Origin of the sequence: Paracidovorax wautersii (genome assembly GCF_900113035.1) — a bacterium.
GTDB classification, from domain to species: Bacteria; Pseudomonadota; Gammaproteobacteria; order Burkholderiales; family Burkholderiaceae_C; genus Paracidovorax; species Paracidovorax wautersii.
On sequence record NZ_FONX01000017.1, the window covers coordinates 58512 to 72939 of the forward strand.

16 protein-coding genes are annotated in these 14428 nt (G+C 70.8%); 3 read left to right on the plus strand and 13 right to left on the minus strand.

Going from position 1 to position 14428, the window contains the following annotated elements; genetic code table 11:
* Positions 1 to 61 precede the first annotated feature (61 nt).
* From BM070_RS20185 to BM070_RS20245, 13 genes are all read right to left on the minus strand, one after another.
* On the minus strand, positions 62 to 745 hold the full coding sequence (locus tag BM070_RS20185; RefSeq protein WP_092941264.1) for a DNA-3-methyladenine glycosylase I: 684 nt from the start codon (positions 743 to 745) through the stop codon (positions 62 to 64).
* 86 nt (positions 746 to 831) lie between these two features.
* Positions 832 to 1836, minus strand: a complete 1005-nt coding sequence (locus BM070_RS20190) for an NAD-dependent epimerase/dehydratase family protein (RefSeq protein ID WP_092941266.1) — start codon at positions 1834 to 1836, stop codon at positions 832 to 834.
* Positions 1836 to 2831, minus strand: coding sequence for a fumarylacetoacetate hydrolase family protein (locus BM070_RS20195; RefSeq protein ID WP_092941268.1), 996 nt, complete (start codon positions 2829 to 2831; stop codon positions 1836 to 1838). The genes BM070_RS20190 and BM070_RS20195 overlap by 1 nt, the downstream gene beginning before the upstream one ends.
* A gap of 21 nt (positions 2832 to 2852) precedes the next feature.
* On the minus strand, positions 2853 to 3434 hold the full coding sequence (locus tag BM070_RS20200) for a cupin domain-containing protein (RefSeq protein ID WP_092941270.1): 582 nt from the start codon (positions 3432 to 3434) through the stop codon (positions 2853 to 2855).
* A 15-nt stretch (positions 3435 to 3449) separates the two neighbouring features.
* Positions 3450 to 4259: a cyclase family protein gene (locus tag BM070_RS20205; RefSeq protein ID WP_092941272.1), complete on the minus strand. Its 810-nt coding sequence runs from the start codon at positions 4257 to 4259 to the stop codon at positions 3450 to 3452.
* A 20-nt stretch (positions 4260 to 4279) separates the two neighbouring features.
* Positions 4280 to 5296: a Bug family tripartite tricarboxylate transporter substrate binding protein gene (locus tag BM070_RS20210; RefSeq protein ID WP_245785315.1), complete on the minus strand. Its 1017-nt coding sequence runs from the start codon at positions 5294 to 5296 to the stop codon at positions 4280 to 4282.
* The gene (locus BM070_RS20215) at positions 5293 to 6459 is read right to left on the minus strand and encodes an MFS transporter (protein WP_092941274.1); all 1167 of its coding nucleotides are present in this window, start codon (positions 6457 to 6459) and stop codon (positions 5293 to 5295) included. The genes BM070_RS20210 and BM070_RS20215 overlap by 4 nt, the downstream gene beginning before the upstream one ends.
* Before the next feature lie 13 nt (positions 6460 to 6472).
* Positions 6473 to 7603: an FAD-dependent oxidoreductase gene (locus tag BM070_RS20220; RefSeq protein ID WP_092941276.1), complete on the minus strand. Its 1131-nt coding sequence runs from the start codon at positions 7601 to 7603 to the stop codon at positions 6473 to 6475.
* 14 nt (positions 7604 to 7617) lie between these two features.
* A complete protein-coding gene (locus BM070_RS20225; protein ID WP_092941278.1) occupies positions 7618 to 7950 on the minus strand; it encodes a Rieske (2Fe-2S) protein in 333 nt (110 codons plus the stop codon).
* Between the two features lie 10 nt (positions 7951 to 7960).
* Positions 7961 to 8899: a VOC family protein gene (locus tag BM070_RS20230; RefSeq protein WP_092941280.1), complete on the minus strand. Its 939-nt coding sequence runs from the start codon at positions 8897 to 8899 to the stop codon at positions 7961 to 7963.
* Between the two features lie 32 nt (positions 8900 to 8931).
* A complete protein-coding gene (locus BM070_RS20235; protein ID WP_092941282.1) occupies positions 8932 to 10101 on the minus strand; it encodes an alpha/beta hydrolase family protein in 1170 nt (389 codons plus the stop codon).
* A gap of 9 nt (positions 10102 to 10110) precedes the next feature.
* Positions 10111 to 10584, minus strand: a complete 474-nt coding sequence (locus BM070_RS20240; RefSeq protein ID WP_092941284.1) for a nuclear transport factor 2 family protein — start codon at positions 10582 to 10584, stop codon at positions 10111 to 10113.
* A gap of 38 nt (positions 10585 to 10622) precedes the next feature.
* Positions 10623 to 11489: a SphA family protein gene (locus BM070_RS20245; RefSeq protein ID WP_092941286.1), complete on the minus strand. Its 867-nt coding sequence runs from the start codon at positions 11487 to 11489 to the stop codon at positions 10623 to 10625.
* Positions 11490 to 11858: 369 nt separating this feature from the next.
* Here BM070_RS20245 and BM070_RS20250 point away from each other — a divergent pair, with 369 nt between their 5' ends.
* The 3 genes from BM070_RS20250 to BM070_RS20260 all read left to right on the plus strand — a co-directional run bounded on the left by BM070_RS20250 (position 11859) and on the right by BM070_RS20260 (position 14337).
* The gene (locus tag BM070_RS20250) at positions 11859 to 12785 is read left to right on the plus strand and encodes a LysR family transcriptional regulator (protein ID WP_092941288.1); all 927 of its coding nucleotides are present in this window, start codon (positions 11859 to 11861) and stop codon (positions 12783 to 12785) included.
* Positions 12786 to 12851: 66 nt separating this feature from the next.
* Positions 12852 to 14018 (plus strand): aminopeptidase, encoded by a 1167-nt coding sequence (locus tag BM070_RS20255; protein WP_092941290.1) that lies wholly within the window; start codon positions 12852 to 12854, stop codon positions 14016 to 14018.
* The gene (locus BM070_RS20260; RefSeq protein WP_092941292.1) at positions 14011 to 14337 is read left to right on the plus strand and encodes a polyhydroxyalkanoic acid system family protein; all 327 of its coding nucleotides are present in this window, start codon (positions 14011 to 14013) and stop codon (positions 14335 to 14337) included. The genes BM070_RS20255 and BM070_RS20260 overlap by 8 nt, the downstream gene beginning before the upstream one ends.
* Positions 14338 to 14428 lie beyond the last annotated feature (91 nt).

The following is a 14428-nucleotide window of genomic DNA, read 5'->3' on the forward strand; positions in this document are numbered from 1 at the left end:
CTCAGAACGTGTTCGCGATCTCGCAGGGGGCGTGCCGCAGCGCGCCCCCGGAACACCCTCTTCAGCCGCCCGGCACCTCGAAGGCCGCGCGTGCCTCCAGCGCCTTCTGGCGCACGTGGCAGCCCTCGAAATGGTCGTTGACCAGCCCCATGGCCTGCATGAAGGCATACATGGTGGTCGGGCCCACGAAGCGGAAGCCGCGCTTTTTCAGGTCCTTGGAGAGCGCCTGCGCCGCAGGCGAAGTGGTCAGCGAGCGTGCCACCTCGGCCGTCAGGCGCGGCGGGCGGCCTTGTTGGGCCAGGGGCTCGAAGCGCCAGATGTAGTGCGCGAGCGAGCCGAATTCGCGGCGCAGCTCCAGCACGCGCTGCGCATTGCCGATGGCCGATTCGATCTTGCCGCGGTGCCGCACGATGCCGGCGTCGGCCAGCAGGCGCTCCACGTCCGCCGGGCCGAACCGCGCCACCTGCTCGGCATCGAACTGCGCGAAGCCGGCGCGGAAGGCCTCGCGCTTGTTCAGGATAGTGATCCAGCTCAGGCCGGCCTGGAAGCCTTCCAGGCAGAGCTTCTCGAAGAGGCGCCGGTCGTCGGCCACCGGGAAACCCCATTCGTGGTCGTGATAGTGCCGGTAGAGCGGCGTGGCGCGGCACCAGCCGCAGCGCGGGCAGCCGCTCTCGTCGGTAAAGAGGCCGGTGGCGGCATCCACGGTGGCGGGCTGCGGGTCCAGGGGTGCGGCAGGGGTGGGCATGGCGCCATTTTCGCGCCATCGCGGCGCAGGGCCGGCAGGCCCCTGCGCTACGAGCTACGCCGCAAGCGACGCCACGAGCGCGCGCATCACGGAGCAGCGCGATCGTGGCGCTGGAGCACGCGCGCCACCAAGGCCTCCACGCTGCCGTCGTGCACGAAGCCCGCCGCCTGCGCGGCCGGCGTCTGCAGCGGCGGCTGCCGCCCGAAGAGGGCTTCGATGCGCGGATCGGGGGCGTAGCGGACCCACTCCTGCGCCTCGCAGCCCAGGTGCTGCGCAGCGGCCTCCACCACCGCAGCCACCGGCGAGTGCAGCACCGGCGGCTGCCAGCAGCGCGAAGGCGGCATCGCGGCGGACGGCAGGCGCGCGGCATGCAGCAGGTTGTCCAGGCAGCGCGACAGCGACATCCACCAGGCCGTGGCCTGCGGCGACACCGGACAGGTGTAGGCCGTGCGCCCGGCCAGCGCGTGGAAGATCTGGCTCATGAAGGCGGAGCCGTGGCCGGAATCGGCCGGAGGGCGGGCCACCACGCCCGGCAGGCGCAGGCTGCAGGCGTCGAGTTCCCCCCTGCGGCTGTAGTCGGCCAGCAGCAGCTCGGCCGCCCATTTGTGGGCGCCATAGCTCAGCGTGGGCTGGGGCAGCCGGTCCTCGGCCATGGGGCCGGCATCCAGCGCCCCATAGACGGCGACGGAGCTGGCGAACACCACGCGCGGCGCCGGGGCCCGGCCCGCGCGCACCGGCTGGACCAGGCCTTCGAGCAGTGCCACCGTATCGAGCAGATTGGCCTGCACGCCCAGAGCGGGCTCCCGTTCGGCCAAGGCCCCGGGCACGCTCGCGAGGTGGAAGACGCAGTGCGGCGGATCGCTCTGCAAGGCGCTCAGCAGGGCGGGATCGGCGAAGCCGCCCAGATGCCAGCGCACCTGCGCCTCGGGCGCTGCCTGCGGCGCCGTGCCCGGTGGGGGCGTCGGCGCGGCCCGGTCGATCAGCGTGAACCTGACCGGGCCAGCCTGCCCCAGGCTATCGGGCTGCTCGCGCAAGCGCTGCACCAGGGCGGCGCCCACGAAGCCCCCGGCGCCGGTGATGACCACGTGCATCAGCGTTCCCCCGCGCCAGGCGCCACCACGCGCTGATGCACCACGCCGAAGGGCCCGTCGCTGCCGTCCGCCCGGCGGGCCTGCATGCGCACGGTATCGCCATAGCGCATGAAGGGCGTGCTGGCCGCGCCGCTGTCGATGATCTCGATCACGCGCCGCTCGGCCAGGCAGGCCGAGCCGGCATCCCGCGACCGGTTGGACACCGTGCCCGAGCCGACGATCGTGCCCGCCGTGAGCCGCCGCGTGCGGGCCGCGTGGGCGATCAGCTGGCCGAAGCTGAAATTCATCTCGGCGCCATGGGGGTGGCCGAACCACTGGCCGTTGGATTCCACATGCAGCCGCAGGTGCACCCGGCCGTCCTGCCAGGCGTCGCCCAGCTCGTCGGGGGTGACGGCCAGCGGGGCGAAGCTGGTGGAGGGCTTGGCCTGCAGGAAGCCGAAGCCAGCCTTCATCTCGTGCGGGCCCAGTGCACGCAGGCTCCAGTCGTTGATCTGCACGACGAGGCGCACGCAGCCCAGCGCCGCTTCGGGCGTCGCCGCCATGGGCACCGGGCCGCAGATCACGCCGAACTCGCCTTCGAAGTCGATGCCGTCGGCCTCGCTGGGCAGGGGCACGTCATCGCAAGGGCCCAGGAAGTCGTCGCTGGCGCCCTGGTACATGACCGGGATGGTGTCGAAATGCGGGATGGGCGGCGTGTTGAACGCCTGCTCCATCAGGCGGCCATGGTTGAGGAAGGCCGAGGCATCGAGCCACTGCGGGCTGCGCGGCAGCGGGGCGCTGCAAACGGTGGGGTCGAACGCGAAGATACCGGCGGCGGTGCCCGCCTCCAGCGCCGCGGCGCGCGCGCGCAGGGCGGGTTCCACGCGCTCCCAGTCCTGCAGGGCCGCCAGCAGGCTGGCGGCTATCGGCGCGGCATCGACGGCCTGCAGGCCGCTGGAGGACACCAGCACCAGGCGGCCGTCCAGGCGGCCGTCTTTCAAGGTTGCGAATCGCATCGTCTATCCCCTCCGGAAAATTCAGGGCTGCGCCGCTGCGGGCGCCGCCAGAGACGCGTCGAAGCGCCCGTCCACCAGCACGAAGAGCATGCGGCACGGCGCGCCGGAACGGTTGGCCCACGCATGGTTGGTGCCGCGCTGCACCACCACGCTGCCGGGGCGCAGCTGCACCTCGCCCGTGTCGAGCACCAGCGTCAGCTCGCCCTCGATCACGACGCCGTAGTCCACCGACTCGGTGCGGTGCATCAGCGGGTGGGGCGAATCGGCCTGCACCGTGGAGGCCGCCGCATCGCCGATCTGGCTGAAGGCGTCGTGCATGCGCTCGGCGCCGCCGGCCAGGAACTCGGGCGTGTCCGGCGGGATGTCCACGAACCGGATGCGCGTGCCGCCCGGCGGGGGCGGCAGCACCAGCGGGCCGAGGGTCGGGTCCGGGCCGTTGTCCACGGCGGCAGGCGATTGGGCGGTGCTCCACACCTCGTGGAACACGGTGCCGGGAATGGCAGCGACCTCGACCACCGTAGGCAGGGGCCCCTGGCTGGCGACCGCGGCGCGGCCCTGGTCGTCGTGGCCGGTGACCACGCGATGGATGGCGGGAAATCCCATGGGAAAGCTCCTCGTTCAGTCTTCAAAGATGGCGACCGCGCGCGTCCAGCCTGCCGAGGCGCCGCGGATCTTGTGGGGAAAGCAGCTGATGGTGAAACCCGTGGGCGGCAGCGCCTCCAGGTTATGCAGCTTCTCCAGGTGGCAGTAGCCGATGTCGCGGCCCGCCTTGTGGCCCTCCCAGATCAGGGCCTTGTCGCCCGTTTCGGCGATGCGCTGGGCGGTATGGGAGAACGGCGCGTCCCAGCTCCAGGCATCGGTGCCGGTCAGGCGCACGCCGCGTTCGAGCAGGTACATGGTGGCTTCGTAGCCCATGCCGCAACCGGCGCCCAGGTAGTCCCGGTGCCCGTAGCGCGAGCCCGCCCGGGTGTTGACCACCACGATGTCGAGCGGCTGCAGGACGTGGCCGATGCGGGCCAGCTCGGCCTCGACATCGGCGGCGGTGGCCACGTAGCCGTCGGGCAGGTGGCGGAAGTCCAGCTTCACGCCGGACTGGAAGCACCACTCCAGCGGCACCTCGTCGATGGTGATGGAGGGACGGGCGCCGCCGTTCTTCGCGTCCTGCGTGGAGTGGAAGTGCCACGGCGCATCCAGGTGGGTGCCGTTGTGCGTGGTGAGCGTGACCCACTCCGCGGCGGCCGCCTCGCCATCGGGATAGTCCTCGGGCCGGGTGCCGGGGAGCATGGCCATGAACTCGGGCAGCGTGTCCGCGTGCTTCTGGTAGGTGATCTTGGGCGCCAGGGGCGGCGGGTCGGAGAGGACGTCGTTTTCCAGGTAGATGGAAAGGTCCACGAAACGGCGGCGGGCGGGTGGTCGGGTGGGTGTCATGGCGGTTCGAAGGGCGAGGCTCACTCGGGCAGCACGCCCACGGTGCGGGCGAGCGCCTGGTGGATCTGGATTTCGGCGGCGTAGAACCGGTCCAGCGCGTCGAGCGGCAAGGGCTCCTGGGGCTCGGTGCCATTGGCGCGCAGGAAGCTCTGGACCTCGGCATCGCGCATGGCGGCGCCGAAGGCCTGGTGCAGGCGCAGCACCGCCGCCTCGGGGGTCTTGCGCGGCAGCAGCAGCGCACCCCAGGCGGTGTGCTCGAAGCCCTTGAGCGCGGCGGACTGCTGGCCCAGCGGCGCGGCCTGGGGCAGCAGTGCAGGCGTCTGCGCGGCCGTGCTGCCGAAGGCGCGCAGATGGCCCGCCTCCAGCATGCCGAGCACCGAGCCGCCGAGCGGCACGAAGGAGAGATCGATCTGGCTGCCCATCAGGTCCTGCGCCAGCGGCGGCACGCCCCGGTACGGCACATGCACCAGCGGCACGCCGCACAGCCGGGCCCACTGGGCCCCCATCAGATGGATCATCGAACCCTGCCCGATGTGCCCGAAGGTCAGCGGTCGGCCTGCGGCGCCCGCCTGCCGGGCCAGGTCCAGCAGCTGCGCATGCGTCTTCGCCGGCATGTCGGGCCGGCCTGCCAGCACATAGCTCGTGCGCCCGAGCAGGCCGATCATCCGCATCTGCTCGGGCCGGTACCGGGCGCTGGCCAGCGACAGCGGGGTGAGGATGGGCTCGGTCTGGGAGACGACCGCCACCGTGGCCCCATCGGCCGGGGCATTGAGCATGCGCTGCAAGCCGATCGAGCCGCCTGCGCCCGGCAGGTTCTCCACCACGATGGCCTGCCCCAGCGCGCGCTGCATCGGGGCCTGGAGCTTGCGCGCGAACACATCGCCGGGATTGCCGGCGGGCTGCGGCACCAGGAAGGTCAGGTGCCGGGCCGTCTGCGCACGCGACGGCGGAACCAGGCAGGCCATGGCCGACGCGGCGATCCACGCCCGCCGGCCCAGCCCACCGCCGCCGCCGTGCTGCGGCGACGGGCCGCTCACGCCAGCCCTCGCGCAGAGACGGGAGCGCCGGGCGGCGCACGGTGGACCCGTGCGAAGGCATAGATGGCAACGGCATCGATCACCAGGGCCGCGAGACCCAGGCTGCCATAGCCCCAGGCCTTGACCAGGGTGCCGCCCAGGATCGGGCCGATGGCCGCGCCGAACATCAGCATGGCGGGCGTGGCCGCCAGGGCGCGGCCGCTCGGGTCCAGCCGGGCCAGCACGCCGAACGCGAAGGTGTGCGTGAAGATCATCACCGCGGCGAACAGCGCCGCAGCGACGGCATAGGGCGCGAAGATGGGCGAGCTCATGATCGCCACCACCAGCAGGGCCTGCACCGCCGGTCCGCCGCGCAACACGCTGCTCGCGGCCCAGCGTTTTTCCAGCACGGCCGCCAGCGCTGCGGGAAAGAGGTTGACCACGCCCAGCGCGATGAGCACCCCCGTGACGGCCTGCAATCCGAAGCCCCGCTCGCTGCCCACGCGCTCCAGGAAGCTGAACGTCATGGACTGGACCAGGCCCATCGCGGCCAGGCCCAGGATGCCCCACCACACCGGCGCGGGCAGCGCAGCGGCCGCCGGGCGCGATGCGCCGGCAGCGCCGGCCACCTCGTCGGGCACCGGAAAGGCGAAGGCAGCCGCCAGGGCGCCGAGCGCCATCACGCCGGCGAACACCTGGAACAGCACCGGGCCGCCCAGCCGGGCCACCAGCACGGGGGTGCCGCCGAGGAACACGATGGCGAAGACACCCAGCGCCATGCCCACCAGGGCGAACATGCGGTGCGGGTTGTGGCTGCGGGCGATGGTGCCGTGCGTCACGCTCAGGGCGGCGCCCGCCGCGATGCCCGAAACGGCATGCAGCAGGGCCAGCATGGCGAACTGCGGGGTGGTGGCGGCCATCGCGAATCCGGCGGCGGCCACCGCGAAGCCCGCCGTGGCGACGGCGCGGCCGGGCAGCACCAGGAAGAACGGCGCCAGGAACAGGCTGGCGACCACGGCGCCGGCCAGGAACAGCGTCGCCAGCAGCCCCGCCTGCTGCGGGTCGAAGTGGTACACCGACATCAGCGTGCCCACCCACACGGGCAGCGCGACCAGGTCCACCATGCCGGCGCAATGGCCGATCATCAGCGCTGCGCGGCCGCGCAGCGATTGGGTTGTCGTCATCGTGGCCCCCTCGTCAGATGGGCAGGGTCAGGGCGGCGAGGGACTCGCGCATGATGCGCGAGTGCTCTTCCTTGTCGCCGCCGCCGATCTCGATTTCGCCGAGGCGCGCGGAGTTCTCCACCACCATGCGGCAGCGCTCCCACCGGCGGGCCTCGAAGGCGTGCAGCGCCTGCGGCACGTCGCCGGCGGCGGCCAGCTCATCGGCCAGCACCAGGGCGTCCTCGATGCCGATGCAGGCGCCGGAGGCCAGATGGGGCGTGGTGGCGTGCACGGTGTCGCCGATCAGCACCACGCGGCCCTGGGACCATGGGCGGGGCATGAGCAGCCCCTCCAGCGGGCGGAACACGATCTGCGAATCCGCGCCGATCTGCGCGCGGATGGCCTGCAGCGTCGGCGCCGAAAAGCCTTCCAGCAGAGCGCGCAGCCGGTCCACGAAGGTGGCCGGATCGACGCGATCGTTGACCGGCCGCGGCTCGGTCACGAAGAGGTACATCTCCGTCCTGGACACCGGATTGACCCCCGGCTTGATGTGCGGCCCCAGCCACATGGTGGCGGTCTCGATGTCGGCCGGACGCGGCAGCACCGCCCGCCACACGGCCTGGCCGCTGTAGCGGGGCCGGGGCGCATCGGGGAACACCGCTTCGCGGACCTTCGAATACAGCCCGTCCGCGCCGATCACGAGGTCATAGCGCTGGCGCTGCCCGTCCGTGAAGTCCGCCTGCACGCCGTCCGCGTCCTGCTCCAGGGCCGTGAACGTGCAGCCCAGCCGCACATTCACGCCCGCCGCACGCGTGGCGTCGGCCAGGATGCGGGCCAGCACGGTGCGCATGACGGCTCCGCCGCCCGGCACGTCCTCCCCGGCGATGCGCGGGGTCGGCAGGGTGGCGATGCGCGGGCCGTGGGCCAGGTGCAGGTGCACGCCGTCCGCCGCGTGGCCGTGCGCCAGGAAGGCGTCCAGCATGCCCAGGCGCCGGAACGCCCGCAGCGTCGCCCCACCCAGGCTGATGCCGGCCCCGTAGCTGCGCCAGCCGGGATCGATCTCCACCAGATCGACCTGGGCGCCCTGCTTGCGCAGTTCGATGGCCGCAGCCATGCCTGAAAAACCGCCGCCGATGATCAGCACGCGCCGTGAGGTGAGGTTCATGGGTTTGTCTCCGTTTACTTTTTTTCGGCGAGATGGACCGAGCCATCCGCTTGCAGGGTCAGGGGTATCGGGGTCAGGGATTCGCCCAGGCAGGGGCCCAGGGTGCACCGGCCGGTCGCGATCTCGAACAGCGCGCCGTGGGCCGCGCACACGATGCGGTCGCCCGCAGCGTTCAGGTAGTGGTCCTTGCGCCATGCCATGGGCGTCTGGTGGTGCGGGCAGGCATCCGCATAGGCATGCAGACGGCCCGCCCATCGGACGACCAGCACCGTGTCCTGCCCGATCCCGTGCGGATCGAAGCCGCGGCTGGCGCCTTCGGGCAAGTCACGCTCATGGCACAGCTGCATGGCCGTCGCCTCAGTGGGCCGCGCCCGTCTTGGCACCGGGCGGGGGGCCCGAAGGAGCCCACTTCTCGCGGTGCTGGAAGAGAAAGAGCTGCGACGCATCGGCGCCCATGGGGGCCTCGCGGGCGGCCCATGCGTCGTCGTGCAGGTCCATGTCGGCGTCGTACTCCACGTGGCAGCCCAGGGGCGAGTTGAAGTACCAGAACCAGTTGCTGCCGAACTTGTGGCGCCCCGGGCCCCAGAAGCTCTGGTAGCCCTTCTCCACGAACCGCGTGCCCGCGAGCAGCACCTCGGTGGGGCCGCCCATGTGGAAGGTGAAGTGCTCGCAGCCCTTCATGAACGGCGGGGTCTGGATCATGAACAGGGTGTGGTGGTCCTGCGTTCCCGCCGGGCGCAGGAACGGGCCCACGCCGGTGAAGCGGTCGGTGCAGACGAAGCCCAGGCGGGTGTAGAACGCCTCGCCCTTGGCCACATCGGGCACGAAATACACCACATGCGAGAGCGAGCGGGGCAGCGCCGCCATCTCGGGCGAGATGCCCAGCACGTTGGGTTCGCGCTGCGGGGCGGCGCCCGGGGCGTTCACGGCTTCCGCCGGCAGTGCCAGGGGCTTGCGCACCGAGAGCTGGAAGGCCAGGGCGAAGCCCAGGTCGTCCTGCGCGCGCACCACGCCGCCTTCCTGCGTCACCGGGCGGTCCTTCGACAGCTCGCTGGCGATGGCCTGCAGCGTGGCTTCGTCGGCCACGCCATAGACCGTCTCGCGCAGCAGGCTGGCCGTGCCCATGGCGGGCGGCAGCGAGGGATCGTCCTGGGCGCGAATGACCACGGCCGTGCCGTCCAGCGCCTCGAATCGTCCGTGGCCTGCGTCGCGCAGGCCGTAGTCGGCCAGGTACTGCCCGCAGGCGGCGAGGTCTTCCACGCCGAAAACCAGGGCGTCGAGTCCGATGATGTTCATGGTTGGCATCTGTCTCATATGAAAGGGAAAGGTCAGCGCGGGGCGGTGTGTCCACCCAGGACTTCGGCGACCCAGTCGGCGATGTACTGGCCCGCGTTGATGCTGTTGTCGAAGCTCGCGTGCTGCGATCCGCCCTCACGGTCGGTGAAGATCTTGAGTTCGCGCTGCGGGCTGTTCACCAGCTGCTCGTAGGTGCGATGCGCCCACTTCAGCGGGATCTGCGAATCACGCTCGCCGTGCGTGACCAGGAAGGGCACGCGGATCTTCTCGACCACGCCATCCAGGTGCACGTCTTGCGCGATGCGCATGAAGTCGTCGATGTCCTTCGCGCCCCAGACCCAGCAGACGTGGGCCCAGTAGTGCGGCACGGGGAAGTCGCCCTCCTTTTCCAGGCGGCGCTTCTGCACGTCCCGCCAGTCGTGGTTGGCGCCCCAGGCCACGCCGCAGGCGAACCGGGGCTCCATGGCCACGCTGCGGGGGCAGTAGTAGCCGCCGAGCGAAACGCCCTCGCAGCCGATGCGCTGCGGGTCCACGGCGGGGTGCTGCTCCAGCCAGTCCACCACGCGGCTGGCCCAGTGCTCGGTGTCGTAGCGCGCCGTCAGGCCCTGCAGCCGCAGCGCCTCGCCGGTGCCGGGCTGGTCCACCACCAGCGAGGAAACGCCGCGCCGGGCCAGCCACGCCGGCAGCCCCACCAGGTACTTCATCTCCTTGGTCGAATCCAGCCCGTTGAGCTGCACCAGCAGCGGTGCCCGCTGGCCCGGCTGCAGGCCGTGGGCCGGGTAGTACAGCGCCGACAGGTGCTTGCCTTCGTAGGGAATCTCGACGCGCTCCACCGATTCGCCCCGCATGCGGCAGCCCTTGAGGAACAGCTCCAGTTCCCGCCGGTAGATGTCCATCCGGCCCGGCGCATCATGGGCCTGCAAGCGCTCGGCCGTGATCAGGTAGCTGGCTGCGCGGCGGTATTTCTCGCCGGCCGAATAGATCCGGCCGCGTTCCTCGTCTTCCGCCGCCAGGCCGCAAAGCTTGTCGGCCATGCGCACCCAGGTCTCGCGGAAGGCCTGGGTACCCGACGCGTCCGGGGCCTTGGCGGCCTCCTGCAGCGGTGCGCACATCTCTTCGATTTCGCCGATGCGCGCGCCCATCTCGATCGCCAGATCGACGGACAGGTTCCAGACATAGTTGGTGGGGAAGTACTTGAACATCTTGAAAGGTCAGGGTTGCTTGGAGCCTGGTTGCGGCCGGATGCCGATGCTTGCGAAGAACGAGGCCGTGGCCTCGTCGTTGAAATCCGGGATGAAGCGGAAGGCGTGGATCTGCCCGTCGGCGATGCGCAGGGCATCCACGCCCACGATGCGTTCGGCGCCGGCGCGGCGGTACAGCTCGCTGCGCACTTCCAGACGGGCGTGCAGCTCGTCGCCCCGGGTGTCCAGCGAGACCACCCGGATCCGGGCCCGGGGCCTGACCACCGTCTGCTCTATGTAGAAGGCCAGGCACGCGGGGTTGTCCATCTCCGGCGTGCAGCCGACGTAGTCGGAACGCTCCACATCCGGCGCGATCAGGGCGCGCACGGCCGGCATGTCGGCCGCATGCACCGCCTGCACGTAGCGGTCAAACACCGCCTGCGGGCCGTCAGGCGGCGCCGCATGGGCGAGCGCGGCGGCGGCCAGCAGCGCAGGGGCCGCCATCGGGCGCAAAGCCTTGCCAGCGTGCAAGCGGAGGCGCTTCATTGCATGATCCAGAGAGGCACCGCGATACCCACGCCCAGAACGTTGTTCTTGGTGGTGTTGGCGGCGTAGAGGCCACGCTGGTAATTCACGCTCACGCTGAACCGGCCCGCGTTGTAGTTGAGCGACGGGCCCAGCGCGAAGCTGCGGGCACGGTTGCCCTGGATCGTGGCGCCGCCCTGGCGGTCATCGCTGAACTGGTTGAGGTAGGAACCCACCACGCCCATCTTCCAGGGGCCGCTGTTCCAGCCCGCGGTGAACTCGTTCACGTAGCCGCGTCCGGACTTGTAGTTCGTCGTGCTGTTCTCGCGGTTGATCAGCAGGCGGTTGATCATCCCGATATCCAGGCCGTTCGGGTCGGTGTGGCGCAGGCCGAACACCGGCTGGATCGAGGCGTAGCCCGTGGAGACGCTGGGCCGGGTGGGGCTGTAGGAGCCGTTGGACAGGGCCAGGTCCAGGCCGGCGACCGCGTAGGCATGCTCGGACAGGCTCCAGCGCAGGACCGCGGGCGACACCGTGATGTTGGCCAGCCCGCTGTGGCGCTCGCTGTGCCCCGCGACCTCGGTATGCAGGGAGACGACCGGCAGCACCAGCTGCGAGTACAGCCGGGCGCCCAGGATGGTCGTCGGGTAGGCCGCGAGCAGGCGGGTGGTGGCGGAGAACCCGCTCAGCTTGAAGGGAATGGGCCGCTTGTTGCCCTCGTTGTCGTACAGCCCGTTGGACGAGGTGTAGTGCAGCTGTTCCAGCACGAACAGCCCCGGGATGGGCGGCATGCCGGCCACGTACTCGCCCGTGGATCCCACCGGGAACGGCGAGACGCCCCCCTCGAATGCATGGGCGCTCTGGGCGCCCACAAGGCTCAGCATCACGCAGCCCGCAGCAGTAGCTGCGCGGGAAAGCACGGTTTTCACATTTGTCTCCTGTCTCGTTATGGCGCCCCGGCCGGGCCCTGTGAGGCTGCGGCCGTCGGCATGCTTTGTGGGCGGCCACAGCGCCTTCTGCAGCGCCGGCACCGACTCCCGGGCCCTGCTTGCTGCGGCTGTCGCCAGCCAGCTGCAGGACGGGGTTAGATTAAGATTTGCCTTTACCTAGATCAAATGAATTGATTCCATTCGGTGTATTGATCGCGCGAATAGATCAAGTACAAACCCTGATGCCGGCCCGGCTCCACGGGGCCGCGCCGGCAGGGTCGTATCGGTTCGGAAAACAACAAGAACCCCACGGAGACAGCGCCGATGCGTTTCAACAAGCTGGACCTGAATCTGCTGGTCGCGCTCGACGCGCTGCTGACGGAACAAAGCATCAGCCGGGCCGCCGAGAAGACCCATCTGAGCCAGTCCGCGATGAGCAACGCGCTGGCGCGGCTGCGCGAGTACTTCGATGACGAGCTCTTGGTGCAGGTCGGGCGCAAGATGGAGCCCACCCCGCGCGCCCACTCGCTGAAGGACCCGGTGCGCGACATCCTGGTGCGGGTGGAAGCCAGCGTCACCGCGCAGCCCGAGTTCATCCCCTCGCAATCGACCCGCCTCTTCCGGCTGCTGATCTCCGACTACACCCTGCTGACGCTGCTGCCCCATCTGCAGCAGATGGCCTACCGGCAGGCGCCGGGCGTGCGCTTCGACCTGCGCCCGCAGACCACCCAGCCGCAGCGCACGCTCGAACGCGGCGAGGCCGACCTGCTGATCATCCCGAACGACTTCTGCTCGGCCAGCCACCCCTCGGAGATGCTGCTCGAAGAAGCGTTCTGCTGCGTCGTCTGGAGCGAGAGCCACCTGGCCTCCGGCACGCTGACCGAGGAGCGCTACATGAACGCCGGCCACGTCGTGGTGCAGCCCGGCGACGGCGTGGCGCTCATGGACTGGTTCATGCGGCAGTCCTCCGTCAAGCGCCGGGCCGAGACCAGCACCTTCAGCTTCCTCTCCCAGGCCAGCCTGGTGGTCGGCACGCACCGCATCGCCACCATGCACCGCCGCCTGGCCTCGATGGCGGCGCGTTTCCTGCCCATCGCCATCCGCGAACTGCCCGTGCCGATCCCGCGCATGCAGCAGGTGATGCAGTGGCACCAGCTGCGCACCACGGACCCGGGCCTGGTATGGCTGCGCGCGCTGCTGCGGGAGGCCGTCACGGCCATGGACGGCGCCGCCGCCGGCCCCGCCCACTGAAGACGCGCTGGCCCCGGCCTTCGCACGCGCTCCCGGTGCCGGCCCGGTTCGCTATCCTTGGCACCCATGCCACGTTGCCGCGCCATCGCCATCCTCCCCGCCCTGGCCCTGAGCCTGCTGCTCGCGGGCTGCGCCGGCACCGGCCAGTCGCTGGCCTATTACTGGCAGTCCGCGCGCGGGCACCTGCAGCTGATGAACGCGGCCGAGCCCATCGAAGACTGGCTGGCCCGCCCCACGACCAGCGCCGCGCTGCGCGAACGCCTGCAGCTGGCGCAGCAGGCCCGCCGCTTCGCCGTGGCCGAACTGGGCCTGCCCGACAACGCCAGCTACCGCCGCTATGCCGACCTGGGCCGCCGCGCCGCCGTGTGGAACGTGGTGGCGGCCGGGCCCTACAGCCTCACGCTGCACACCTGGTGCTTTCCGGTCACGGGCTGCATCGGCTACCGGGGCTATTTCGACGAGGACGCCGCCCGCGCCGAGGCCGAGCGCCTGCAGGCCCAGGGGCTGGAAACCAGCGTCTATGGCGTGCCCGCCTATTCCACGCTGGGCTACATGAACTGGGCTGGCGGCGACCCGCTGCTCAACACCTTCATCGGCTGGCCCGAGGGCGACTTCGTGCGGCTGCTGTTCCACGAACTGGCGCACCAGGTGGTCTATGCCCAGGGCGACACGCGCTTCAACGAATCCTTCGCCACCGCCGTCGAACGCATGGGCGTGCAGCGCTGGCTGGAGGAGCGCGCCACGCCCCAGGTGCGGGCCGACTACGCCGCCAGCGAGGCGCGCCGCCAGGCCTTCCGCGACCTGACCCGCGCCACGCGCGAGCGGCTGGCCGCGATCTATGCATCAAAACCGGCTCCAGCGCAGGAAGCACCTGCACTCGAAGCTATGAAAAAGAGAGCATTCGCACAGTTCCGCGACGACTACGCCGCGCTGCGCGCCCGCTGGCTCGCCGGCGGCGCCACGCCCGCGCAGCTCGCCGGGCTGGACCAGTGGGTGCGCAACGCGAACAACGCCAGCTTCGGCGCCCAGGCCGCCTACGACGATCTGGTGCCGGCCTTCATCGCCCTGTTCGAGCGCGAAGGCCGCGACTGGCCGCGCTTCTACGCCGCCGTGCGCGCCCTGGCCGACGCGCCGCGCGCCCAGCGCGATGCGGAACTGCAGGCGCTGATGCCGGCGCCAAACCCCGCAACCACCAACACCCCACCCCACCGCACGGAGCCCCCGCTTGCCTGACGACAACACCCTGCACATCCACCGCCCGCACACCCTGGGCCTGCCCGCTGCACGCCAGGCCGCCCACCAATGGGCGGAGAAGGCTCAGTCCAAGTTCGACATGCAATGCACCTACGCCGAAGGCACGGCCGATGCCGGCGACACCCTGCACTTCAGCCGGCCCGGCATGGAAGGCACGCTGCAGGTGACGGGCGAGCGCTTCGAGCTGCAGGCCGAGCTGGGCTTTCTCTTCGCCGCCTTCAAGCAGCGCATCGCCGCCGAGATCGAGGAGCAGTTCGACAAGCTCCTGGGCGCGCAGCCAGCGCAGCGGACGGCCTGACCCCCATGCAAAACGCCCCCGCGCCAGAGCCTGGCGGACGGGGGCGTGCGTCGCGGCAGCCGGTGCTGCGGCGGGACGGCTGAGCGAGCGA

Excerpts from the sequence above, each read along its gene's own strand:
- BM070_RS20185 (WP_092941264.1), bottom strand. The coding sequence starts at position 745 with ATGCCCACCCCTGCCGCACCCCTGGACCCGCAGCCCGCCACCGTGGAT.
- BM070_RS20190 (WP_092941266.1), bottom strand. The coding sequence starts at position 1,836 with ATGCACGTGGTCATCACCGGCGCCGGGGGCTTCGTGGGCGCCGCCCTG.
- BM070_RS20195 (WP_092941268.1), bottom strand. The coding sequence starts at position 2,831 with ATGCGATTCGCAACCTTGAAAGACGGCCGCCTGGACGGCCGCCTGGTG.
- BM070_RS20200 (WP_092941270.1), bottom strand. The coding sequence starts at position 3,434 with ATGGGATTTCCCGCCATCCATCGCGTGGTCACCGGCCACGACGACCAG.
- BM070_RS20205 (WP_092941272.1), bottom strand. The coding sequence starts at position 4,259 with ATGACACCCACCCGACCACCCGCCCGCCGCCGTTTCGTGGACCTTTCC.
- BM070_RS20215 (WP_092941274.1), bottom strand. The coding sequence starts at position 6,459 with ATGACGACAACCCAATCGCTGCGCGGCCGCGCAGCGCTGATGATCGGC.
- BM070_RS20220 (WP_092941276.1), bottom strand. The coding sequence starts at position 7,603 with ATGAACCTCACCTCACGGCGCGTGCTGATCATCGGCGGCGGTTTTTCA.
- BM070_RS20225 (WP_092941278.1), bottom strand. The coding sequence starts at position 7,950 with ATGCAGCTGTGCCATGAGCGTGACTTGCCCGAAGGCGCCAGCCGCGGC.
- BM070_RS20230 (WP_092941280.1), bottom strand. The coding sequence starts at position 8,899 with ATGAACATCATCGGACTCGACGCCCTGGTTTTCGGCGTGGAAGACCTC.
- BM070_RS20235 (WP_092941282.1), bottom strand. The coding sequence starts at position 10,101 with ATGTTCAAGTACTTCCCCACCAACTATGTCTGGAACCTGTCCGTCGAT.
- BM070_RS20240 (WP_092941284.1), bottom strand. The coding sequence starts at position 10,584 with ATGGCGGCCCCTGCGCTGCTGGCCGCCGCCGCGCTCGCCCATGCGGCG.
- BM070_RS20245 (WP_092941286.1), bottom strand. The coding sequence starts at position 11,489 with ATGCTGAGCCTTGTGGGCGCCCAGAGCGCCCATGCATTCGAGGGGGGC.
- BM070_RS20250 (WP_092941288.1), top strand. The coding sequence starts at position 11,859 with ATGCGTTTCAACAAGCTGGACCTGAATCTGCTGGTCGCGCTCGACGCG.
- BM070_RS20255 (WP_092941290.1), top strand. The coding sequence starts at position 12,852 with ATGCCACGTTGCCGCGCCATCGCCATCCTCCCCGCCCTGGCCCTGAGC.